The organism is Cellulosimicrobium sp. GQ32, from assembly GCF_059758455.1.
The window spans coordinates 212,167-233,267 of sequence record NZ_JCAXEP010000007.1; the positions used below are offsets into that span (position 1 = coordinate 212,167).

At 74.8% G+C, this 21,101-nt stretch carries 22 protein-coding genes and 1 riboswitch; of the genes, 11 read left to right on the forward strand and 11 right to left on the reverse strand.

Annotated elements, in window-relative coordinates:
• Positions 1-8: 8 nt before the first annotated feature.
• The 6 genes from AC6CH9_RS13565 to AC6CH9_RS13590 all read right to left on the reverse strand — a co-directional run bounded on the left by AC6CH9_RS13565 (position 9) and on the right by AC6CH9_RS13590 (position 4,849).
• The gene (locus AC6CH9_RS13565) at positions 9-530 is read right to left on the reverse strand and encodes a hypothetical protein (RefSeq protein ID WP_498155348.1); all 522 of its coding nucleotides are present in this window, start codon (positions 528-530) and stop codon (positions 9-11) included.
• 91 nt (positions 531-621) lie between these two features.
• Complete coding sequence (locus AC6CH9_RS13570) at positions 622-1,422, reverse strand: S1C family serine protease (protein ID WP_498155349.1); 801 nt, start codon at positions 1,420-1,422, stop codon at positions 622-624.
• The gene (locus tag AC6CH9_RS13575; RefSeq protein ID WP_498155350.1) at positions 1,419-2,003 is read right to left on the reverse strand and encodes a hypothetical protein; all 585 of its coding nucleotides are present in this window, start codon (positions 2,001-2,003) and stop codon (positions 1,419-1,421) included. Before AC6CH9_RS13575 ends, AC6CH9_RS13570 begins: the two co-directional genes overlap by 4 nt.
• Positions 2,004-2,251: 248 nt before the next feature.
• Positions 2,252-2,623 carry a DUF1844 domain-containing protein gene (locus tag AC6CH9_RS13580; RefSeq protein ID WP_371861946.1) on the reverse strand — a complete coding sequence of 124 codons (372 nt, stop codon included), beginning with the start codon at positions 2,621-2,623 and terminating at the stop codon, positions 2,252-2,254.
• A gap of 127 nt (positions 2,624-2,750) precedes the next feature.
• Positions 2,751-4,265, reverse strand: a complete 1,515-nt coding sequence (locus tag AC6CH9_RS13585; protein WP_498155351.1) for a catalase — start codon at positions 4,263-4,265, stop codon at positions 2,751-2,753.
• Between the two features lie 119 nt (positions 4,266-4,384).
• Entirely contained in the window at positions 4,385-4,849 is a 465-nt protein-coding gene (locus AC6CH9_RS13590; RefSeq protein WP_498155352.1) for a Fur family transcriptional regulator, read from the reverse strand.
• 429 nt (positions 4,850-5,278) lie between these two features.
• Here AC6CH9_RS13590 and infC point away from each other — a divergent pair, with 429 nt between their 5' ends.
• From infC to AC6CH9_RS13635, 9 genes are all read left to right on the forward strand, one after another.
• Positions 5,279-6,250: a translation initiation factor IF-3 gene (gene infC, locus AC6CH9_RS13595; protein ID WP_498155380.1), complete on the forward strand. Its 972-nt coding sequence runs from the start codon at positions 5,279-5,281 to the stop codon at positions 6,248-6,250.
• 109 nt (positions 6,251-6,359) lie between these two features.
• Positions 6,360-6,554 carry a 50S ribosomal protein L35 gene (gene rpmI / locus AC6CH9_RS13600; protein WP_047233980.1) on the forward strand — a complete coding sequence of 65 codons (195 nt, stop codon included), beginning with the start codon at positions 6,360-6,362 and terminating at the stop codon, positions 6,552-6,554.
• Between the two features lie 67 nt (positions 6,555-6,621).
• A complete protein-coding gene (gene rplT, locus AC6CH9_RS13605) occupies positions 6,622-7,008 on the forward strand; it encodes a 50S ribosomal protein L20 (RefSeq protein ID WP_024840664.1) in 387 nt (128 codons plus the stop codon).
• A gap of 56 nt (positions 7,009-7,064) precedes the next feature.
• A complete protein-coding gene (locus AC6CH9_RS13610; protein ID WP_498155381.1) occupies positions 7,065-7,961 on the forward strand; it encodes a TrmH family RNA methyltransferase in 897 nt (298 codons plus the stop codon).
• A complete protein-coding gene (gene thpR, locus AC6CH9_RS13615; RefSeq protein WP_498155353.1) occupies positions 7,958-8,626 on the forward strand; it encodes an RNA 2',3'-cyclic phosphodiesterase in 669 nt (222 codons plus the stop codon). The genes AC6CH9_RS13610 and thpR overlap by 4 nt, the downstream gene beginning before the upstream one ends.
• A 359-nt stretch (positions 8,627-8,985) precedes the next feature.
• A complete protein-coding gene (pheS, locus tag AC6CH9_RS13620) occupies positions 8,986-10,110 on the forward strand; it encodes a phenylalanine--tRNA ligase subunit alpha (RefSeq protein WP_498155354.1) in 1,125 nt (374 codons plus the stop codon).
• On the forward strand, positions 10,110-12,731 hold the full coding sequence (pheT, locus tag AC6CH9_RS13625) for a phenylalanine--tRNA ligase subunit beta (protein ID WP_498155355.1): 2,622 nt from the start codon (positions 10,110-10,112) through the stop codon (positions 12,729-12,731). The genes pheS and pheT overlap by 1 nt, the downstream gene beginning before the upstream one ends.
• A complete protein-coding gene (locus AC6CH9_RS13630) occupies positions 12,728-13,606 on the forward strand; it encodes an SDR family oxidoreductase (RefSeq protein ID WP_498155356.1) in 879 nt (292 codons plus the stop codon). The genes pheT and AC6CH9_RS13630 overlap by 4 nt, the downstream gene beginning before the upstream one ends.
• 206 nt (positions 13,607-13,812) lie before the next feature.
• Complete coding sequence (locus AC6CH9_RS13635; protein ID WP_498155357.1) at positions 13,813-14,559, forward strand: YceI family protein; 747 nt, start codon at positions 13,813-13,815, stop codon at positions 14,557-14,559.
• 11 nt (positions 14,560-14,570) lie between these two features.
• Here AC6CH9_RS13635 and AC6CH9_RS13640 read toward each other — a convergent pair whose 3' ends face one another.
• Positions 14,571-14,774 carry a hypothetical protein gene (locus AC6CH9_RS13640; RefSeq protein ID WP_498155358.1) on the reverse strand — a complete coding sequence of 68 codons (204 nt, stop codon included), beginning with the start codon at positions 14,772-14,774 and terminating at the stop codon, positions 14,571-14,573.
• A 108-nt stretch (positions 14,775-14,882) separates the two neighbouring features.
• A riboswitch (TPP riboswitch) is annotated at positions 14,883-14,976 on the forward strand.
• On the opposite strand from AC6CH9_RS13640, the gene thiD reads away from it, so the two are divergent.
• Positions 14,969-15,937 (forward strand): bifunctional hydroxymethylpyrimidine kinase/phosphomethylpyrimidine kinase, encoded by a 969-nt coding sequence (thiD, locus tag AC6CH9_RS13645; protein ID WP_498155359.1) that lies wholly within the window; start codon positions 14,969-14,971, stop codon positions 15,935-15,937. (Overlaps the previous riboswitch by 8 nt.)
• Positions 15,938-15,971: 34 nt before the next feature.
• Here thiD and AC6CH9_RS13650 read toward each other — a convergent pair whose 3' ends face one another.
• Genes AC6CH9_RS13650 through AC6CH9_RS13665 form a run of 4 tightly spaced genes read right to left on the reverse strand, consistent with a single transcriptional unit; the run spans position 15,972 to position 18,843 of the window.
• A complete protein-coding gene (locus tag AC6CH9_RS13650) occupies positions 15,972-16,238 on the reverse strand; it encodes a hypothetical protein (RefSeq protein ID WP_498155360.1) in 267 nt (88 codons plus the stop codon).
• 11 nt (positions 16,239-16,249) lie between these two features.
• Entirely contained in the window at positions 16,250-17,242 is a 993-nt protein-coding gene (locus AC6CH9_RS13655; RefSeq protein WP_498155361.1) for a quinone oxidoreductase family protein, read from the reverse strand.
• Positions 17,243-17,251: 9 nt separating this feature from the next.
• On the reverse strand, positions 17,252-18,136 hold the full coding sequence (locus AC6CH9_RS13660) for an ABC transporter ATP-binding protein (RefSeq protein ID WP_498155362.1): 885 nt from the start codon (positions 18,134-18,136) through the stop codon (positions 17,252-17,254).
• Entirely contained in the window at positions 18,133-18,843 is a 711-nt protein-coding gene (locus AC6CH9_RS13665; protein WP_498155363.1) for a FadR/GntR family transcriptional regulator, read from the reverse strand. Before AC6CH9_RS13665 ends, AC6CH9_RS13660 begins: the two co-directional genes overlap by 4 nt.
• 185 nt (positions 18,844-19,028) lie before the next feature.
• Between AC6CH9_RS13665 and AC6CH9_RS13670 the strand changes: the two genes are divergently transcribed.
• Positions 19,029-20,840, forward strand: coding sequence for a 2-isopropylmalate synthase (locus AC6CH9_RS13670; protein WP_498155364.1), 1,812 nt, complete (start codon positions 19,029-19,031; stop codon positions 20,838-20,840).
• The last annotated feature ends 261 nt before the right edge of the window (positions 20,841-21,101 follow it).

Sequence of the window (21,101 nt, forward strand, 5' to 3'; positions counted from 1 at the left end):
CGGGTCGCTCAGCGACGGCGCAGGCGGCTCAGACCCCACGCGAGCGCGGCCGAGAACGCGACGACCGCGCCGAGGGCCTGCCCGCCGAGGATCACGCGGTTGAGGTCCAGCGCGGGCTGCCAGCGCACGCCCTGGTCGTCGACGACGTAGACGCCCTTGGCGACGACCCGGACCCCGAAGCCGCCACCGCCACCCGAGCCCTCGCCGCCCGCCTCGCCGCCGGCGTTGCCCGACCCGGGGTCGGACGAACCGCTCGCGTCGGTCGTCGTCGACGTCTGCTCGGCCTCCGGGGCCGCGACCGCCCCGACGCGGCGGCGCCAGTCGGCGGCCCCCTTGCCGGAGAGCTCTCCCGCACCGGAACCCCAGCCCGAGCCGGTGCCCCCCCAGACGGTCGCGACGGGGATGACGAGCGTGCCGTCACGCTCGTAGGACTCCCCGAAGACGCGACGCACCGTGAGCGTGTCGCGCGCTGCGTGGGTGATGTGCGCCGGGTCGACGGGGGGCGTGTCCGAGCTCGCGTGTGTGCTCATGGCAGGAAGGGTAGACCCGGGGTCAAGGGTGCGCGCGGGGGCGGCTCGGTGGGTCGCGCCGAGGACGCGCGACCCACCGCGACGGTACTGGTCAGGCGTCGCACTCCGGGAGGGCGGTGAACGCCGACTCGTCCCCGAGCATCGTCTGGAGCGTGCTCACCGGGACGAGCAGCGACTTGTCGGTCGACGTCTTGGCGTAGACGACGCCGATCACCTCGCCGGCGTCGTTGAGCGCGGCGGAGCCGGAGCTCCCCGGTTCGACCGGCGCGTCGGTGACCAGCACCTCGCCGAGGTTCTCGTGCAGCGGATCCGTCGTCGTCCCGATGACCGAGCCCTGCGTCACCGTGAGCCGGCCGCCCTCGGGGTAGCCCACGACCGTCACCGGGTCGCCCGGCGCCGGGTCGGCCGCCGCGAGGGTCGGGGCCGACGGGAGGTCCTCCGCCGTCCGGACGATCGCGAGGTCCGCGAGGCCGGCCACGCTCGCGGTCTGGGCCGCGATGTCGCGGCCGTCGTAGGTGAGGAGCTGCAACGAGCGCGACGAGTCGACCACGTGCTTGTTGGTGATGAGCGTGCGCGAGTCCACGGCGAACCCCGAGCCGGTCGACAGGCCGTCGCAGCGCACGTTCCGGATGCGCACGGCCATGCGCCGGACGGCGTCGAAGCCATCGGGCGAGAGGTTCTCGGACCCCGCCGGGTCGTCGGGGGCGACGAGGGACGGCACGACCGAGTCGGGCACGGGCTCCGGAAGCTCCGGGAGGACGCCGCACGCCGCCAGCGGGCCGGCGAGCACGGCCACGGAGGCGAGCGACCCGACGAGCGACCGGACGACGCGGCGGCGCACGAGGCGTCCGGAGTCGTCCCTGGCGGCCGGCCAGGCTCGGCGCCGGGTCATCCGGCGAGCTCCTGCTGGAGCTGCGCGTTGGCGTCCGTGGCCTCCTGGCACAGCAGGTCGACCTGGTCGGCGAAGCGCTCCAGGTCCGCGGGGTCGTACGCGTCCCGGTTGTTGAGGTAGCCGATGAGCTGTGTCTGCGCCGTCGTGCACTGGCCGAGCGCGGCCGCGACCTTGCCTGCCGCCTCGGAGACCCGGCTCTGGTAGTCGAGGTACTGCTGGGACGCCTCGTTCTCGTCGCCGAGCTGCGCCTTCTCGTTGGCGAGGTCGCTGATGCGGTCCTGCGCGGCGGTCAGCTGGGTGCGCGCGGACTCGAGCTCCGCGTTCACGCCGTCGAGCTCGGTCTGGAGCCGGGCGACGTCCTCGCCCAGGCCGCGGGCCTCGCCCTCCCAGTCCGCGCTCGACTCCTGCCAGCGGGTCGTGGTGAGCCACAGATAGGCGCCGACCCCCAAGGCGGCCGCGAGGAGGAGGGACAGCACCACGATCGCCACCACGGCGCCGCGGCGGCGCCGCCGCGGCGCCGTGCTCACGGCGGCGGACGGCACCCCGTCCGGTCCGGGTGCAGCGGTGCCGGGTGCGCCCACGCTCCGGGTGACCGTGGCCCCGAGGGGCGCGCCCGCGCCGACGGTGCCAGGCGAAGCACCCGATGCCGTGACGTGTGGCGCCGCGGAGGCCGGGGTGAACGACGGCGGTCCACCGGCCGACGAGGGAGCGCCCGGGACCGCGGGCGGCGTGGTCCCCCGCGGGACGCTGTCCGGCATGGTCGGCGACGGCGGCGGACCCGGCGGCGGCTCGGAGGACCCGCCGTGCGGCGGAGGCACCGGGGGCATGCTCAACTCACGGCGCCCGTGTACTTCTCGCCCGGGCCCTCGCCGGGGGCGTCGGGGTAGACCGACGCCTCGCGGAACGCGAGCTGGAGCGAGCGCAGCCCGTCGCGCAGCGACCGTGCGTGCTGGTTGCCGATGTCGGGAGCGCTCGCCGTGACGAGCGCGGCGAGCGCGTTGATGAGCTTGCGCGCCTCGTCGAGGTCCAGGTGACCCTGCTCCTGCGCGTCCTCGGCCAGGCCGCACTTGACGGCCGCGGCGCTCATGAGGTGGACGGCCGCGGACGTGATGACCTCCACGGCGGCCACGTCGGCGATGTCGCGCACGGCGTCGGCGGCGGGGTCGGGCACGGCGGCGTTCTCGGTACTCATGGCGACCATCTTTCCATCCGGCGACGGCGGAGCGCGCCCCCGTGCGGGGCGTGCCACGACGACGCCGGCCGTCGCCCCGCAGGGGACGACGGCCGGCGTGGCAGGTGGCGGCTCGTGACCGCCCCGGACCCCAGGCTCAGACGCGCACCGGCTCCGCCGCGGTGCCGGGCTGGCCGCCCTCGACGGGTGCGCCCGTGGCGGCGAGCGCGACGCGCAGCGCGCCGCCGAGGCCGGCGTCGACGTTCGTCCAGTACGCGATCGCCCGCTCGCGGATCTCGTCGCTGCGCACGGCGCCGACGTGCCCGGTGATCGTTGCGAGGAAGCGGTCGCGCGCGGCGTCGTCGAAGACCTCGCGGTAGAGGGTGCCCGCCTGGCCGAAGTCGTCGTCCTCCGGGTGCAGCGTCGCAGCGGAGCGCGTCAGCTCGCCGTCGGCCTCCCAGCCGGCAGACTCCGCGGCGCGGGCCGGGTCGGCGTGGGCACCACCCTGGCTGTTGGGGGCGTAGACCGGCGTGGTCGCGGAGGAGAAGGAGTAGCGCATGGCGCCGTCCTTCGCGTAGGAGTGGCCGCCCTCGCTCGCCGCGTGCGGGGCGTTCACGGGGAGCTGTGCGTGGTTGGTGCCCACGCGGTACCGGTGGGCGTCCGCGTAGGAGAAGATGCGCGCGAGCAGCATCTTGTCCGGGCTCGTGGCGATGCCCGGCACGAAGTTGCTCGGCGCGAACGTCGCCTGCTCGATCTGCGCGAAGTAGTTCTCCGGGTTGCGGTTCAGCTCCATGACGCCCACCTCGACCAGCGGGTAGTCCGCGTGCGGCCACACCTTCGTGAGGTCGAACGGGTTGAAGCGGTACGTCTTGGCGTCCTCGTACGGCATGACCTGGACGGAGAGCGTCCAGCGCGGGAAGTCGCCCGACTCGATGTGCTCGTACAGGTCGCGGATGTGGTGGTCCGAGTCCGACCCGGCGAGCTGCGAGGCCTCGTCGGCGGAGAGGTTGTCGATGCCCTGCTGGGTCTTGAAGTGGTACTTGACCCAGAACCGCTCGCCCGCCGCGTTGATCCACTGGTAGGTGTGCGAGCCGAACCCGTCCATGTGGCGCCAGCTCGACGGGAGGCCACGGTCGCCCATGAGCCAGGTCACCTGGTGCGCCGACTCGGGGGAGAGCGACCAGAAGTCCCACTGCATGTCGTTGTCGCGCAGGTTCGATCCGGGCAGGCGCTTCTGCGAGCGGATGAAGTCGGGGAACTTGATGCCGTCGCGCAGGAAGAACACGGGCGTGTTGTTGCCGACGAGGTCGTAGTTGCCCTCGGTCGTGTAGAACTTCAGCGCGAAGCCGCGCGGGTCGCGCCACGTGTCGGGGGAACCCTGCTCGCCCGCGACGGAGGAGAAGCGCGCGAGCATCTCGGTGGTCGTGCCGGGCTGGAAGAGCGCGGCACGCGTGAAGGCGCTGACGTCGTTCGTCACGGTGAACGTCCCGAAGGCTCCGCCGCCCTTGGCGTGGACGACGCGCTCGGGCACGCGCTCGCGGTTGAACTGGGCGAGCTTCTCGACGAGGTAGTGGTCGTGCAGGACGATCGGCCCGTCGGCGCCGACGGTCTGGGCGTGGGCGTCCGAGGCGACGGGGGCACCGGCGTTCGTGGTGGTGAAGGGGGCGGTCATGGGTCTCCTTCCGTGGGCCGCGGTCGCGGCCCGTTGGGTGTTCTCATACCGGGATCTTCGTGAGAAAAAGGGCGCGCTCCGGATGCGCGAGGTGCGAGGAGCGGGATGGGGGTGGTCAGTCAGTCCGCGCAGTCGGGGCAGAGGCCCCAGAACGTCACCTCGGCGGTGTCGATCTGGAACCCCGACGTGCTGGAGGGGGTCAGGCAGGGAGCGTGGCCGACCGTGCAGTCGACGTCGGCGACGGCGCCGCAGCCCCGGCACACCACGTGGTGGTGGTTGTCGCCGAGGCGGCGCTCGTAGCGCGCCGGGTGGCCCGCGGGCTCGATCCGGCGGACCAGCCCCTTGTCGGTGAGCGTGTGCAGGACGTCGTAGACCGCCTGGACCGAGACGGAGCCGAGCGACGCGCGCGCGGCCCGCAGGACGTCGTCGGCGTCGGCGTGCTGCTGGAGCTCGACCGCGTCGAGCACGGCGAGCCGGGCGGCGGTGACGCGCAGGCCGTGCTCGCGCAGCTCGCCCTCGTGGCGGGCGCGTCGCGGCCCGTCGTCGAGGCTCGTCCCCGCGCCGGGCGTCGCTGCTGTCGTCATGACCCCACTCTAACCACGTAGACTGGAAGAGTTCCAATGATGGAGGCGATCCGGAGTTCGGTCCTCGCGCCAGGTGCGGAGCTCCGGTCCGCCTCTGCTATCCTTGATGGCTGACCGACTCGTGCGCGTCTCCTCGTCCGGTTCTGGGCGACGGGAGGGGTACGAGTGCGCAAGTGGATCTCATCCCACCCGGGTCTCGACCGCCGACGAACGTCGCGACAGAGGCCGGGTCCTGGTCCGGGACGCGCCCTCCTGGGGGCGTTCCGCCGTGGTCGTCGCCCGGTGCGACGTCCCGACCTGATGGCCTCCGCCCTGCGCTCAGGGACGGAGGCCTTCTTCGTCCCGGGTGGTCTACCGACGACTTCCTAGGAGCATCACATCAGCGAGCCTCGCATCAACGATCGGATCCGCGTCCCCGAGGTCCGACTCATCGGTCCCGGCGGGGAGCAGGTCGGCGTCGTCCGCACCGAGGTTGCCCTGAGCCTTGCCCAGGACGCGGACCTCGACCTCGTCGAGGTCGCCCCGGACGCCCGGCCCCCCGTCGCCAAGCTCATGGACTTCGGCAAGTTCAAGTACGAGTCCGACATGAAGGCGCGTGAGGCGCGGCGCAACCAGGCGAACACGGTCCTCAAGGAGATCCGCTTCCGCCTGAAGATCGACCCGCACGACTACGGCACCAAGAAGGGCCACGTCGAGCGTTTCCTCGCCGCCGGCGACAAGGTCAAGGTCATGATCATGTTCCGCGGGCGCGAGCAGTCCCGCCCCGAGATGGGCGTGCGTCTGCTCCAGCGCCTCGCGGACGACGTGGCTGAGCTCGGCTTCGTGGAGTCGATGCCGAAGCAGGACGGCCGCAACATGACCATGGTGCTCGGCCCGGTGAAGAAGAAGGCCGACGCCAAGAGCGAGCAGCGCAAGCGGGCGCAGGAGGCCGAGCCTCGGCTGACGAAGTCCGCCCAGCGCGCCGCGGCGCGCACGGTCGACGGCCCGGAGGGCGAGGACGTCGACGCGCCCGAGACCGTGGAGGTCGCCGAGGCTCCGGCCGTCGAGGCCACCCCGGCCCCCGCCGAGGCGGCTGTGTCGGTCGAGGCGCCCGTCGAGGCTCCGGTCGAGGAGGCGCCCGCGCCGAAGGCTGCTCCGGCGCCGAAGGCCGCGCCCGCGCCGAAGACTGCCAGCCCGCGCTCGACTCCCGCGCCGCGCCCGGCCACGGCACCGCGTCCCGCTGCCCGACCGGCGGCGGACTCGAAGCCCGCGGCGCCGCGCCCGGCCACTCCCCGTCCGGCACCGGCGGCTCCGTCCGCGCCGGCGTCCGGCGCCAAGCCGGCGGCTCCCAAGCCTGCCGCGCCCAAGCCGAGCGCCCCGCGCCCCGCGCCCAAGCCGGCACCGCGAGGCAAGGCCGGCTGACGGCCGGCAGCACAGACCGACCCTGCTCGGGGTCCGGGCCCACCGGCCAGGACCCGAACACGTCGGCCGCCGCGAGGCGGCTGACCGGACACAAGGAGAGACGGCAGTCATGCCGAAGAACAAGACGCACTCGGGTGCCAAGAAGCGCTTCCGCATCACGGGTACCGGCAAGGTCATGCGCGAGCAGGCCAACGCTCGACACCTGCTCGAGCACAAGGCCACCAAGCGCAAGCGCCGCCTCGCCCAGGACCAGGTGGTCTCGCCCGCCGACGTCAAGACCATCAAGAAGCTGCTCGGCAAGTGACCCGGCAGGTGGCGGAACCCGCCACCGACCGGCTCACCCCTGAGCCCCGAACTGCAAGGAGCATCACGTGGCACGCGTGAAGCGGGCGGTCAACGCCCAGAAGAAGCGCCGTACGACCCTCGAGCGCGCCAGCGGCTACCGCGGCCAGCGCTCGCGCCTCTACCGCAAGGCGAAGGAGCAGGTCACCCACTCCCTCGTCTACTCGTACCGCGACCGCAAGGCGCGCAAGGGCGACTTCCGCAAGCTGTGGATCCAGCGCATCAACGCGGCGTCCCGCGCGCAGGGCCTGACGTACAACCGCCTCATCCAGGGCCTCAAGGCCGCGGGTGTCGAGGTCGACCGTCGCCTGCTCGCCGAGCTCGCGGTCAACGACGTGGCCGCGTTCAACGCGCTCGTCCAGGTCGCCAAGGACGCGCTCCCCGAGGACGTCAACGCGCCGAAGGCCGCAGCCTGACCAGCGCCCCTCGCGCCACGGACGCCCGGACGGCGCACGACCCGCTCGACCCCACGCTGACGAACCCTCGCAGCGACCGGGTCAAGGCGGTCCGTGCGCTGGCCGGGCGTCCGGCGCGTTCCCGGCACGGACAGCTCCTCGTCGAGGGGCCGCAAGGCGTGCGCGAGGCCGTGCGGCACGCCTCCGAGCGCGTCCGCGACGTGTACGTGACGCCCACGGCCGGCGGGCGGCACCCCGAGATCGTCGACGACGCCCGCGCCGCGGGTCTGCACGTCCACGTCGCGACGGCCGAGGTGCTCACCGCGATGAGCCCTGACGCGCAGGGCGTGCTCGCGGTGGTCCGCACGCAGGAGCCCACGGTCCAGGACGTCGTCGCCACGCTCACCGGTCCCGGCCGCGAGCGGCCCGCCCTCGTCGCGGTGCTCGTGACGGTGCGCGACCCGGGGAACGCCGGGACCGTGATCCGGGCCGCCGACGCGGCGGGCGCGGACGCGGTCGTGCTCGCGGGCGAGAGCGTGGACGTGCACAACCCCAAGGTCGTGCGCTCCACCGCGGGTTCGTTGTTCCACCTGCCCGTCGTCACGGGCGTGAGCCTCGCGGACGCGGTGGCCGCGCTGCGCGATGCCGGGCTCACCGTGCTCGCCGCCGACGGCGCGGGCGACCTGGACCTGGACGACCTGCTCGACGTGGCCGGTCCCGCGGGCGAGGGTGTGCTCGACGACGGGCAGCGGCGTGTCGACCTCGCGGCCCCGACCGCCTGGGTCTTCGGGAACGAGGCCTGGGGCCTGCCCGAGCAGGACCGGGCGCTCGCCGACGCGGTCGTGCGCGTCCCGATCCGTGGGCTCGCCGAGTCGCTCAACCTCGCGACCGCCGCGACGGTGTGCCTCTACGCGTCGAGCCGGGCGCACCGACCCGCCCGGCGTCCGGCCGCGGCAGGAGGCGCCGGCCTGTGAGCCTGTTCGCCGCGCTCCGCCCGAGCGCCGCGGCGCTCGACCATCTCGCGCTCGCGCTCTCGGGCGCGCAGGCCCAGGAGGCGCGCCGGCCCGACGGCGCGCCGCTGGTGCGGTGGACCCCGCCGGAGCTGTGGCACGTGACCGTCTCGTTCTTCGGGCCAGTTCCGGACGGGACGGTGCCCGACCTCGCCGCCGCGCTCGCGTCGGTGGCGCGCGAGACGCCACCGCTCTCGCTGCGCCTGCGCGGCGCCGGCGTCTTCGACCGACGCGTGCTGTGGGTCGGCGTCGGAGGCGTGGGCGCCGACGCGCTCCGTGACCTCAGCACGGCCGTGGCCGAGGCGGCCGGGGAGGCCGGCGTCCGCGTGGACTGCCGTCCGCGGCAGCGCGCTCACCTCACCGTCGCGCGCGCCGCCGCCGGGGCCCGGCAGGCCCGACGCCGCGCACGCGTGCGACCCTCCCGGGGAGGCATCATGGACCGCACCGCCGGTGACCCGCTCGCCGGTCCGGCCGCGGCGCTGTCCGTCTACGCGGGCCCTGACTGGACCGCTCACGAGCTCCTGCTGCTCGAGTCGACGTCCGGCGACCTGCCCGGTGACACGTCGGGCCGGCGGGTGTACCGCACGGTCGAGACCTTTCCGCTGGCGGGGGCGGCCGCGCGCGGCTGACGACCACGGCGTCGGGAGGGCGACACCGGTCTCCGCGAGAGCCGGACCCGCGCGGGCACCGGCCCGGCACCCATACGACGGCTGTGCGAGGATGGCGGTCATGAGCATGCACGGTGGTCGTCGATTTCCCGGGCCCGTCACGGGCCCGCGCGACTGACGCGTGCACACCTGCCGCCTGAGGCGGGACGGACCGGTCCGGGACGGGCGCCCTAGAATGACCGCGACGCGCGCACGAGCGCGCGCCCGCGCGCGCCCCGTGCGTCGCGCCCCGCGAGGCGACACCGGTCCAGGCCACCCCTGAGGGTCCTGCCCGGGTCGTCGCCCGCTCCCGCAGTCCCGCCCTCGCCAGGAAGGCACGCATGTCCAGCCCTGACGCCGACGTCGTCACCCCCGTCACGGGGGACGGCGGCCCGGACACCCCGACCGCTCCCTCCCCGCTCGACGCCGACGCGCTCCAGCGCGCGCTCGACGCCGCCCTCGCCGCGATCGCCGGGGCCGGCGACCTCGACGCGCTCAAGCTCGTGCGCACTGAGCACACGGGGGACCGCAGCGCCCTCGCGCTCGCGAACCGCCAGATCGGCTCGCTCGCGCCTGCCGACAAGAAGACCGCCGGCAAGCTCCTCGGTCCGCTCCGCGGCCGCGTGAACCAGGCGCTCGCCGCGCGCCAGGCCGAGCTCGAGGCCGAGCGCGACGAGCGCGTGCTCGTCGAGGAGGCGGTGGACGTCACGCTCCCGGTCGACCGCGTGCCGTCGGGCGCACGGCACCCGCTGGAGACGCTCCAGGAGCGCGTGGCCGACTTCTTCGTCGGCCTCGGCTGGGAGATCGCGGAGGGCCCCGAGGTCGAGGCGGAGTGGTTCAACTTCGACGCGCTGAACTTCGGCGTCGACCACCCGGCGCGGCAGATGCAGGACACGTTCTACGTGGCCGGAGCGGGCGGCTCCGAGGGCGCTGCGGCGCCGTCGAACCTCGTGCTGCGCACCCACACGTCGCCCGTCCAGGCGCGCTCGCTGCTCGAGCGCGGCGTGCCGCTGTACGTCGCGTGCCCGGGCAAGACGTTCCGCACCGATGCGCTCGACGCGACCCACACGCCCGTCTTCCACCAGGTCGAGGGGCTCGCGATCGACGAGGGACTGACCATGGCGAACCTCCTGGGGACGCTCGACGCTTTCGCGCGCGCCATGTTCGGTCCCGAGGCGCGCACGCGCCTGCGCCCGAGCTACTTCCCGTTCACCGAGCCGAGCGCCGAGATGGACCTGTGGTTCCCGCAGAAGAAGGGCGGCCCCGGCTGGATCGAGTGGGGCGGCTGCGGCATGGTCAACCCGAACGTGCTGCGGTCCGTCGGCGTCGACCCCGACGTGTACTCGGGCTTCGCGTTCGGCATGGGCATCGAGCGCACGCTCATGCTGCGCCACGGGATCGCGGACATGCACGACATGGTGGAGGGCGACGCGCGCTTCTCCGCCCAGTTCGGAACGGAGATCTGATGCCCTACGTCGCCATCGACTGGCTGGGCGACCACGTCGAGCTGCCCGCGGGGCTCACCGCCGAGCGGCTCGCCGCCGACCTCGTCCGCGTCGGCCTGGAGGAGGAGGCGATCCATGGCGCGGCCGTGACAGGTCCCCTCGTCGTCGGGCGCGTCCTGGAGATGACGCCCGAGCCGCAGAAGAACGGCAAGACGATCAACTGGTGCCTGGTCGACGTCGGCCCGGAGCACAACGCCGCCGAGATCAAGGGCGTGGATCCTGCGGAGGTGCCGACGGGTGGTGCGCGCGGCATCGTGTGCGGCGCGCACAACTTCGCGCCGGGCGACCTCGTCGTCGTCGCGCTGCCGGGCTCCGTGCTGCCCGGGCCGTTCCCCATCGCGAGCCGCAAGACCTACGGGCACGTGTCCGACGGCATGATCTGCTCGCAGCGCGAGCTCGGGCTCGGCGAGGACCACGACGGCATCATCGTGCTGCCGCGGCTCGGGTATGCGGCCGAGGACCTGTCCCCGGGGCAGGACGCGGTCGCGCTGCTCGGGCTCGGCGACGAGGTGCTCGAGATCAACGTGACGCCCGACCGCGGGTACGCGTTCTCCTACCGTGGTGTCGCGCGCGAGTTCTCGCACTCGACGGGCGCGCGCTTCACGGACCCTGGCCTGCCGGGCTCGCTGTCCACGCCGCCGCCCGCGGCGACTCCCGACGGCTTCCCCGTCGAGGTCGACGACGCGGCGCCGGTCCACGGCGTCGTCGGGTGCGACCGCTTCGTGACGCGCGTCGTGCGCGGGATCGACCCCGCGGCGCAGACGCCCGCGTGGATGCAGCGCCGCCTCACGGCGTCGGGCATGCGCCCGATCTCACTCGCGGTCGACGTGACGAACTACGTCATGCTCGACCTGGGCCAGCCGCTGCACGCGTACGACCTCGAGAAGGTCGCGGCGCCGATCGTCGTGCGACGCGCGGCGTCGGGGGAGCGGCTCACGACGCTCGACGACGTCGACCGTGCCCTCGACCCCGAGGACCTGCTCATCACGGACAGCCCCGACGGCGTGCGCGCCTCCCGTGTGCTCGGGCTCGCGGGCGTCATGGGCGGTGCCTCCTCGGAGGTCGGCCCGACGACGACGGCCGTGCTCGTCGAGGCCGCGCACTTCGACCCGGTGACGGTCGCGCGCACGTCGCGCCGCCACAAGCTGTCGAGCGAGGCGGCGAAGCGGTTCGAGCGCGGCGTCGACCCGCTCCTTCCCGCGGTCGCGGCGCAGCGCGTCGTCGACCTGCTCGTCGAGCTCGGCGGCGGCACGGCTGACGACGCGGTGAGCGATCTCGACCGGGTCCCGGCGCCCACCGCGATCCGCCTCCCGGTCGGGGAGGCCGAGCGCCTCGTCGGCGTGCCGTACACGCTGGAGCAGGTCGTCGGCACGCTCGGCGCGATCGGGTGCACGGTCGACGCGGACGGCACGGAGGCCACGGGCGTGCTCGTGGTCACCCCGCCGTCGTGGCGCCCCGACCTCACGGAGCCGGCCGAGCTCGTGGAGGAGGTCGCGCGCCTCGTCGGCTACGACGAGATCCCGTCCCTGCTGCCCGCGGCGCCCGGCGGTCGCGGGCTCACGCGCGAGCAGCGCGTTCGACGGTCGGTCGCGCGGGCGCTCGCGGAGGACGGGTTCGTCGAGACGCTGAGCTACCCGTTCGTCGGCACCGCGGAGCTCGACGCGCTGCGCCTGCCCGCGGACGACGCCCGCCGACGTGCGCTGCGCCTGCTCAACCCGCTCGCCGACGACCGCCCGCTGATGCGCACGGACCTGCTGAGCACGCTGCTGGAGACCACGCGCCGCAACGTCGGCCGGGGGCTGGGCGACGTCGCGCTCTTCGAGATCGGCCTCGTCACGCACCCGCGGCCCGACGCGCCTGCCGCACCCGCCCTGCCGGGCGGTGTCCGGCCGAGCGACGAGGAGCTCGCTGCGATCGATGCCGCGCTGCCGTCGCAGCCGCGCCACGTGGCCGGCGTCCTCGTCGGGCGCCGCGAGCGTGCCGGCTGGTGGGGTCCGGGCCGCGCGGCGGACTGGACCGACGCGCTCGCCGCGGCGCGACGCGTCGTGGAACGCGCGGGCCTCCGGGGCGACGCGGACGTGACCGTGGTCGCCGACACCGCGCGGGCACCGTTCCACCCGGGGCGCTGCGCGCGCCTCGAGCTCGCGGACGGGACGGTCGTCGGGCACGCGGGTGAGCTGCACCCCAAGGTGGTCGAGAACCTGGGCCTTCCCGCGCGTGCGGTGGCGTTCGAGGTCGACCTCACCGCGCTCGTGGAGGGCTCGTCCGACGCGCCGGTGCAGGCGAAGCCCGTCTCGGGCTTCCCTGCGGCCAAGGAGGACCTCGCGTTCGTGGTGGACGCCGACGTGACCGCGCAGGCGCTGCGCGACGCGATCGTCGAGGGTGCCGGCGACCTGGTCGAGGAGATCGCGCTCTTCGACGTCTTCACCGGCGAGCAGGTCGGCGCGGGCCGCAAGTCGCTGGCGTTCTCGCTGCGGCTGCGCGCGGCGGACCGCACGCTCACCGCCGACGACGTCGCGCGCGTCCGCGAGGGCGCCGTGGCGTCGGCGCGCGAGCGCGTCGGCGCGGAGCTGCGGGCGTGAGCGCGGAGGGCCCGGCCGCCGTCGATGCCGCACGGACGGCGCTCGTCACCGGCGCGTCGCGCGGCATCGGCCGCGCGATCGCCGTCGGTCTCGCTGCGGCCGGCCTCGACGTCGCGCTCCTCGCGCGCGACGCGGACCGGCTCGCGGGCGTGGCCGACGAGATCGCGGCGCTCGACGGCAGCGGTGCCGGGCGTGCGGTCGTGGTGACGGCGGACGTCACCGACGCCGCGGCCGTCGCGGCCGCCGTCGCCGAGGCGGAGGGCGAGCTCGGGGGCGTCGACCTCCTCGTCAACAACGCGGGTCGGGTCGACGCCGAGGTGCCGCTCTGGGAGGCCGACCCCGACGAGTGGTGGGCGATCGTCGAGACCAACGTGCGCGGCCCGTTCCTCCTCGCGCGCGCCGTGGTGCCGGGGATGCTCGCGCGCGGCGGGGGCCGCGTCGTCGACCTCAACAGCGGCGCGGGCTCGCACGACATGGACGGCGCGAGCGCGTACAACGCGAGCAAGACGGCGCTGCTCCGGCTGGGGGCGAACCTCCACCGCTCCGGCCACGCGCGTGGGCTGCGCACGTTCGAGGTCTCGCCCGGCGTGGTGCAGACCGACATGACCGCGTCGATGGCCATGCACGAGGGCCGCACCGAGTGGACCCCGGTCGAGCGCACGGTCGAGATGGTCGTCGCGATCGCCCGGGGCGAGCTCGACGCGTTCTCGGGCGCGTTCGTCCGCGTGACGCACGACTCTCCGGAGTCCCTGCGGGCCGCGGCGGACGAGGCCGCGCGCCGCGGGGACTCGTTGCCGGGCCCCGACGCGCGCCGGCTGCGCGTGACCCGCTGGGGCGCGGACGACCCGATGCCGGGAGAGCTCCCGGCCCGCTGACCTCTGGGCGACCGGTCGTGGCACGCTCCGCGGCGTCGCGCACCGGACGCGTCGCAGGCCCGTCGCACTCCGGACCCGCAGCGCCGCCCGACCTCACCGGTCGGGCGGCGCTCGCGCGTCCTGGGGGTGACTTGCGGAGCCGTGGACCGCGGGCACGAGGAGGAGATCACCCGGCATCTAGTTGAAGCTTCACTCAGTCATCGGGGATGCTGTCCTGGACACCTGACCAGTACCGGGCGGACACCGACGTCGCGGCTCGACGACGCCCGGGAGCGACGTATGACGACCGCACGCCCTGTCCGACAGTGGAACGGCCTGACCGTCCCCGAGGCCGGCACCTACGCCCTCGACGAGGCGCACAAGCGCATCGGGTTCACCGGGATGCACATGATGGTGTCGCCCGTGCGGGGGAGTTCACCCGGGCGCGCGCGACGATCCTGGTCGGTGCGGACCCGTGCGCGTCGGCCGTCTCCGCGACCATCGAGACCGCGAGCCTCACGACGCACCACGAGGAGCGCGACGCGCACCTGCGCAGCCCCGACTTCCTCGACGTGGACGCGTACCCGACGATCGAGTTCCGCAGCACCTCGGTCGACTGGCAGGGCGAGCAGCAGGACCAGATCCTCGCGTGGGCGCGACTGCGGAACCGCTCGCCCGAGCGCGCGGAGCTCGCGCCGGAGCGCGTGCAGCCCCGGGCCGCGCAGTCGGGGCGGTTCCTCGTCCACGGGCTGCTCACCGTCCGGGGCGTCACCCACCGGACCGTCCTCTCGATGCAGTACGGGGGCGCGCGCCGCGACCCGTACGGCCGGGACATCTTCGGCTTCCACGCCGCGGGCGAGATCGACCGGGAGAGCTTCGGCCTCGTCTGGAACGTGCTCCTCGAGACCGGCGGGTTCCTCGTGGGCAAGAAGATCGGCCTCGAGATCGCGGGCGAGGCGATCCACCAGGGCTGACGTCCCGTCCGTCAGGGTGCGTCGAGCACGACCGCCGCACGGTCGACCCAGACGTGCCACACGCCGCGCACGGGGTGGACGTGCTCGAACGCGACGCGGTCGCCGTCGTCGTGCGTCAGGACGCCGGCCAGCACGACGCGGCGCCCGCGGCGGTCGACGGTCGACCAGCGGGCGGGGACCGGAGGGCGCAGCGGCGTCGCGGAGGAGCCCGGCACGGGGCGGCGGGAAGGTCGGTGGTGCGGCATACCCAGGAGGACGCGGTCGCGCACGCGTTCTCGCGCGCGAGACCGGGTGAAACCCTCGGGCGCGCAGGACGTAGCATGGCGCGCGACACGGGGTGCCCCGCCGAGGGCTGAGATGAGACCCGTCGAACCTGCTCTGGCTCGTACCAGCGAAGGGATGTCCGGCGATGACGCTCGCCCTGCCCCAGCACGACCCCGCTCCCCGGCGCGACAGCGCCCCCCGGCCCGAGGCCGGCCGCACGCCCGGTCCGGACGTCGACACCGGCGCCCGGCCCTCGCGGCCGCGCGTCCTGTCGATCGCCGGGACGGACCCGACCGGGGGGGCGGGCATCCAGGCGGACCTCAAGTCCTTCGCCGCCCACGGCGCCTACGGCATGGCCGTCACGACGGCGCTCGTCGCGCAGAACACGCACGGCGTGCGGTCCGTGCACGTTCCCGGCCCCGCGTTCCTGCGCGCGCAGCTCGACGCGGTGTCCGACGACGTCGAGATCGACGCCGTGAAGATCGGCATGGTCGCCGACGAGGCGAACGCGCGCGAGATCGGGGCATGGCTCGACGCTCTCGCCGCGGCCCGGTCCGACGCCGGGGTCCCGCGGCCCTGGGTGGTGCTCGACCCCGTCATGGTCGCCACGTCGGGGCACCGACTGCTCGACCCGGGTGCGGAGCAGGCCGTGCGCGACCTCGCGGCCCGGGCCGACGTCGTGACGCCCAACTTGCCCGAGCTCGCCGTCCTCGCGGGACGCGACGTCGCGACGACGTGGGACGACGCGCTGGCGCAGGCCGCGTCCTACGCGACGGCGAGCGGCGCCGTCGTGCTGCTCAAGGGCGGCCACCTCACCGGCGCGACGTCGCCGGACGCCCTCGTCGTGCCGTCTGCTCCGTCGGCGGACGGGGTGCCGACCGTCACGACGTTCGACGCGGAGCGCGTGGACACGCCCCACACGCACGGCACCGGGTGCTCGCTCTCCGCGGCGCTCGCTGCCCTGCGGCCCCAGCGCGAGAGCTGGGAGGACGCGGCGCGCGAGGGCAAGGAGTGGCTCACCGGTGCGCTGCGTGGCGGCGCGGCGCTGCGCGTCGGGACGGGCCGGGGCCCGGTCGACCACCTGCACGCCTCGTCGCCCGTCGTGCCGCGCTGACGCTCGGACGGCGCGCGAGCAGCGGTCACGTCGGTCAGGCGCGCGTCACGTCCTCCTCGGCCGTCGCGTAGACGCACTCGTAGCCCGGTGGGACCCAGCGCCACCGCGCGTCGACGTCACGGATCGCGACGCCGTCGGGGCGGTCGGCGACGCACGCGTCCGCCTGCTGGCGCAGCCCGACCGTCACCCAGTACACGGCGAGCGCCGCGGCGAGCAGGACGGCGAGGACCGTCACGGCGCGGCGCAGGGCGGGGGAGGGTCCGCCGTCGGACCCGTCCTCCTCGCCGGGCCTCGCGGGCACCCAGTCCCAGCTCACGCGGTGTCGGGGACGAGCAGGACCTTGCCCGTGGTCGCGCGGCCCTCCAGCGCCCGGTGGGCGTCCGCGGCGTCGGCGAGCGGGAACGTGGCGCCGACGCGCACGTGCAGCGTGCCGCCCGCGACCGCGCCGAGCACCTCGGTCGCGCGCTCGACGAGCTCGGCGCGCGTCGCGGTGTGGTCGGCGAGCTTGGGCCGCGTGAGGAAGAGCGACCCGCCCGCGTTGAGGCGCTGCGGGTCGAACGGCGGGACCTGCCCGGACGAGCCGCCGTAGAGCACGAGCGTGCCCCGGCGGTGCAGCGATGCGAGCGACGCGTCGAACGTGTCCTTGCCGACCGAGTCGTACACCGCCGCGACGCCCTCGCCGCCCGTGAGCCCGCGCACGACCTCGGGCAGCTCGGCGGTGAGGTCGGCGAACGCCGTGTACTGGATCGCGTGCTCGGCGCCCGCGCCGCGGGACAGCTCCGCCTTCTCGGGCGTCGAGACCGTGGAGATCACGTGCGCGCCCCGCGCCACGAGCATCTGTGTCAGGAGCAGCCCGACGCCGCCCGCGCCCGCGTGCACGAGCACACGGTCGCCCGGGCGCACGGGGTACGACGACGTGCACAGGTAGTGCGCCGTGAGTCCCTGGAGCGCGACGGCGGTCGCGTCCTCGAGCGACACGGCGTCGGGGACGTGCAGCGCCTGCGCCGCGTCCACGAGGACGAGGTCCGCGTACGACCCGGGCGCCTCGGTCCACACGACGCGGTCGCCGACGGCGAAGCCCTCGACGCCCTCGCCCAGCCCGGCGACGATGCCCGCCCCCTCGCTCCCCACGACGTGCGGGTACTCCATCGCGTACACGCCGGAGCGCTTGTACGTGTCGATGAAGTTCACGCCCGCCACGGCGGACCGGACGAGCAGCTTTCCGGGACCCGGCGAGGGGTCAGGCAGCTCGGTGTAGTCGAGGACCTCGGGGCCGCCCGCCGCGCGGGCCACGATCGCGTGCATGGCCCCAGCCTAGGGTCGTGCGGGTGCCGAGGCCGCGGCCTGGGCCGCTCCGGTGCCGGACGCCGTCCCGACGGCGGCAGCGTCCTCACCGACGATGCGGGGCGGACGCGCGTGCCCGGCCGTCGCGTGCCAGCGCCCGAACCGGCGCTCGACGTGCACCGGGTGGCCGAAGCAACGCGTGACGTGCTCGGTGACGAGCACGTCCTGCGCGGCACCCGCGACGACGACGCGGCCGCGCGCGAGCAGGAGCGCGTGGCTCGTCGTGGTCGGCAGCTCTTCCAGGTGGTGCGTCACCAGCACCGAGGCGACGTGCGGCCGGGTCGCGCGCACGGCGTCGAGCGTCTCGAGGAGCTGCTCGCGCGCGGCGACGTCGAGCCCGGTGGACGGTTCGTCGAGCAGCAGGAGGGCGGGGTCGGGCAGGAGGGCGCGCGCCACGAGCGCCCGCCCCCGCTCGCCCTGGGAGAGGGTCGGCCAGGGGTCGTGCGCGCGGTGCGCGAGACCGAGGTCGGCGACGAGGCCGCGCGCGAGGGTGACCTCGTCCGGGGTCGGCTGCCAGCGCGGGCGCCAGTCGACGGTCCCCGTGAGGCCGGTCAGGGTCACCTCGAGCACGGTCAGCGGCGAGCGCAGGTCGTGACGTGGGTCGACGTGGCCGATCCGGCGGTGCAACGTCTGGACGTCCACGCGGCCCAGGCGCTCGTCGAGCACGTGGACCGTGCCCCGGGTCGGGTGCCGGCGCGCCCCGCAGAGCCCGAGGATAGTGCTCTTGCCCGCGCCGTTCGGGCCGAGCAGCGCCCAGTGCTCGCCCGCCCGGACGACGAGGTCGACGCCGTCGAGGATCGCCCGCCCCTCCCGCACCAGGTCGACGCCGCGCAGGGACAGGACCTCGGCGCTCACCGGTCACCACCCGTCGCGCCGGGCTCGCGCCCAGCGACTTTCGCGTGGACGGCCGCGAGGTGCTCGCGCGCCGCCACGGACGCACGCACGGCGTCGCGGTCGCGCACCGCGTGGAGGATCGCCTCGTGCGCGTCCTGGTCGTGCCGGTGCGCCTCGCCCGCGCGGTCGAGGTCGACCATCGCGACCATCGCGCGACGCAGGCGCGGTACGAAGGTCGCGAACAGCTCGCCGAGCACGGCGTTGTGCGCGGCGGCGACGACCGACCGGTGGAAGACGAGATCCGCGTCCACGTACTCGGCGGACGACGACGTCGGCGGGACCTGCCCGCGACGTGAGAGCGCGGTCGTCATCGCGCGGAGGTCGGCGGGAGTACGGCGCACGGCGGCGAGGCCCGCGGCCTCGGCCTCGAGCGCGGCGCGCACCTCCAGCACGTCGACGATCTCCCCGCGGCGCAGCACCTCGTCCCAGTCGTCCGCGGTGTCGGTCGACACGACGTACACGCCCGACCCCTGCCGGCTGTCGAGCACGCCGCGACCCGCGAGGTGGCGGATCGCCTCACGGACGGTGGAGCGCCCGACGCCGAGCTCGGTCGCGAGCGCCTGCTCGCCGGGCAGCCGGTGGTCGAGGGGCCAGACGCCGGAGCGCACGCGGTCGAGCAGGAGCTCGGCCGCCTGGTCCGCCAGGGGGCGCCGGTGCAGCGCGGTCATGGGAAACCTCTCAGGTTGTCTGAGGACTTGATCGGCGCTAGCGTACCCGGCATGTCCTGGACGGCGCTCCTCCTTCGGCGCCACGGCGGGTCTGACCGGACCGGCTCCCCGCCGTGGGGAACCGTCGCGCGCCGGTCGCCCACCGCCCCGTGCTCACGGGGCGCGACCCGAAGGACAGGCCGACCATGACCGCCCCCGACACCGCCGCGTGCACCCCCGACGTCTCGACCGAGACCTCGACCGTTCCCTGGACCGACGCCTCGACCGACCTCCCGACCGACGGGGGCGAGGCCGGGCCCTCCTGGAACCGTCAGCGCCCCTCGCGCATGCCCTCGTTCCGGTACGCCGACGTCCACGCCCGGGTCGACGTGCCGGAGCTGCCCGACCGCCGGTGGCCCTCGCGCCGCCTCACCCAGGCGCCGCTGTGGGTCCCCGTCGACCTGCGCGACGGCAACCAGGCGCTCGCGGAGCCGATGGACCCCGCGCGCAAGCGCCGCTTCTTCGAGCTGCTCGTCGCCATGGGCTACACCGAGATCGAGGTGGGCTACCCGTCGGCGTCGCAGACCGACTTCGACTTCGTGCGCCTGCTCGCCGAGACCGACCTCGCGCCCGAGCACGTCACGGTCGTCGTGTTCACCGCGGCGCGGTCGGACCTCATGGCACGCACGTTCGAGGCCGTTCGTGGGCTGCGCAACCCCGTCGTCGTCCACGTGTACACCGCGACAGCGCCCGTCTGGCGCGACGTCGTCCTCGGCCGCGACCGCGAGGACCTCGCGCGCCTCGTCACCGACGCCGGGGCCGACGTGCTGCGCCACGCCGGCGACGACCCGCGCGTCCGCTTCGAGTTCTCGCCCGAGGTGTTCAACCTCACCGAGCCCGACTACGTGCTCGACGTGTGCGACCGCATGACGACGCTCTGGGACGCGACGCCCGAGCGCCCCGTGATCCTCAACCTCCCCGCGACGGTCGAGGTCGCCACGCCCAACGTCTACGCCGACCAGATCGAGTACATGGACCGCCACCTCGCGCGGCGCGATGCCGTCATCCTCTCCGTGCACCCGCACAACGACCGCGGGACCGGCGTCGCGTGCGCCGAGCTCGCCGTCCTCGCCGGGGCGCAGCGCGTCGAGGGGTGCCTCTTCGGCAACGGCGAGCGCACCGGGAACGTCGACCTCGTGACCCTGGGCCTCAACCTGCACGCCCAGGGCGTCGACCCGATGGTCGACTTCTCCGACCTCGACGGGATCCGCGACGTCGTCGTCGCGTGCAACCGGATCGACGTGCATCCGCGCCACCCCTACGTGGGTGAGCTGGTCCACACCGCCTACTCCGGCACGCACCAGGACGCGATCCGCAAGGGCATGGAGCGCCACCGGGCCGACGCCGCGGCGTCGGGCCTCGACCCCGCGGTGGCGCCGTGGCGCGTGCCCTACCTGCCGGTCGACCCCGCCGACCTCGGGCGGTCGTACGAGGCCCTCGTCCGCGTGAACAGCCAGTCCGGCAAGGGCGGCGTCGCGTACGTGCTGCACTCCGTCCACGGCCTCGACCTGCCCCGCGGCCTCCAGGTCGACCTCGCGCGCCGCGTCCAGGAGCACGCCGACGCCACCGGCGCCGAGGTCACGTCCGACGCGCTCCTCGCGCTGTTCGACGCGGCCTACGCGCGACCCGGCGCCGTCGAGCCCGTCTCCTGGACGAGCCACCGCACCGACGGCGGGACCGAGCGCCTCGACCTCGTGCTCACCGTCGACGGCGCGCAGGTCACCACGTCCGGCACCGGGGCCGGCGCGGTCGACGCCCTGGCCGACGCGCTCGCCCGCCTCGGCCGTCCGGTCGAGATCCTCTCGCTCACCCAGCAGTCCGTCGGCACCGGCAGCGCCGCGACCGCGCTCACCTACCTGGAGCACCGCGGCCCCGACGGCGCCCCGCGCTGGACCGTCGGCCGCGACACCTCCGTCCTGGGATCGAGCGTCCGCGCCGTCTGCGCGGCGACGGTCTGAGCTCGTCGGGTCCGCGGCCCTCGTTCGAGCCGTACACGTGATGACGAGAGGGGAGAAGTGGTCCTCAGAACGGGGAATGACGGGGCCACTTCTCGCCTCTCGGCGGGACGGGACCGCCGGGCCTGTGCCGCGGGTCGTGCGGTGACGGGCAGGACGAGCGGTGGGGTCGGACCGTGTGCGAAGGACGTCAAAGGCGCACTCCTAGAACATCCGCCCGGAAGACCGAGGCGACGGTGCGCCAGTCCGAGCACACGGTCCGAC

Excerpts from the sequence above, each read along its gene's own strand:
- AC6CH9_RS13585 (WP_498155351.1), bottom strand. The coding sequence starts at position 4,265 with ATGACCGCCCCCTTCACCACCACGAACGCCGGTGCCCCCGTCGCCTCG.
- pheS (WP_498155354.1), top strand. The coding sequence starts at position 8,986 with ATGTCCAGCCCTGACGCCGACGTCGTCACCCCCGTCACGGGGGACGGC.
- AC6CH9_RS13635 (WP_498155357.1), top strand. The coding sequence starts at position 13,813 with ATGCTGTCCTGGACACCTGACCAGTACCGGGCGGACACCGACGTCGCG.
- rpmI (WP_047233980.1), top strand. The coding sequence starts at position 6,360 with ATGCCGAAGAACAAGACGCACTCGGGTGCCAAGAAGCGCTTCCGCATC.
- thiD (WP_498155359.1), top strand. The coding sequence starts at position 14,969 with ATGACGCTCGCCCTGCCCCAGCACGACCCCGCTCCCCGGCGCGACAGC.
- AC6CH9_RS13570 (WP_498155349.1), bottom strand. The coding sequence starts at position 1,422 with ATGACCCGGCGCCGAGCCTGGCCGGCCGCCAGGGACGACTCCGGACGC.
- AC6CH9_RS13580 (WP_371861946.1), bottom strand. The coding sequence starts at position 2,623 with ATGGTCGCCATGAGTACCGAGAACGCCGCCGTGCCCGACCCCGCCGCC.
- AC6CH9_RS13590 (WP_498155352.1), bottom strand. The coding sequence starts at position 4,849 with ATGACGACAGCAGCGACGCCCGGCGCGGGGACGAGCCTCGACGACGGG.
- AC6CH9_RS13670 (WP_498155364.1), top strand. The coding sequence starts at position 19,029 with ATGACCGCCCCCGACACCGCCGCGTGCACCCCCGACGTCTCGACCGAG.
- AC6CH9_RS13565 (WP_498155348.1), bottom strand. The coding sequence starts at position 530 with ATGAGCACACACGCGAGCTCGGACACGCCCCCCGTCGACCCGGCGCAC.
- pheT (WP_498155355.1), top strand. The coding sequence starts at position 10,110 with ATGCCCTACGTCGCCATCGACTGGCTGGGCGACCACGTCGAGCTGCCC.
- AC6CH9_RS13655 (WP_498155361.1), bottom strand. The coding sequence starts at position 17,242 with ATGCACGCGATCGTGGCCCGCGCGGCGGGCGGCCCCGAGGTCCTCGAC.
- AC6CH9_RS13665 (WP_498155363.1), bottom strand. The coding sequence starts at position 18,843 with ATGACCGCGCTGCACCGGCGCCCCCTGGCGGACCAGGCGGCCGAGCTC.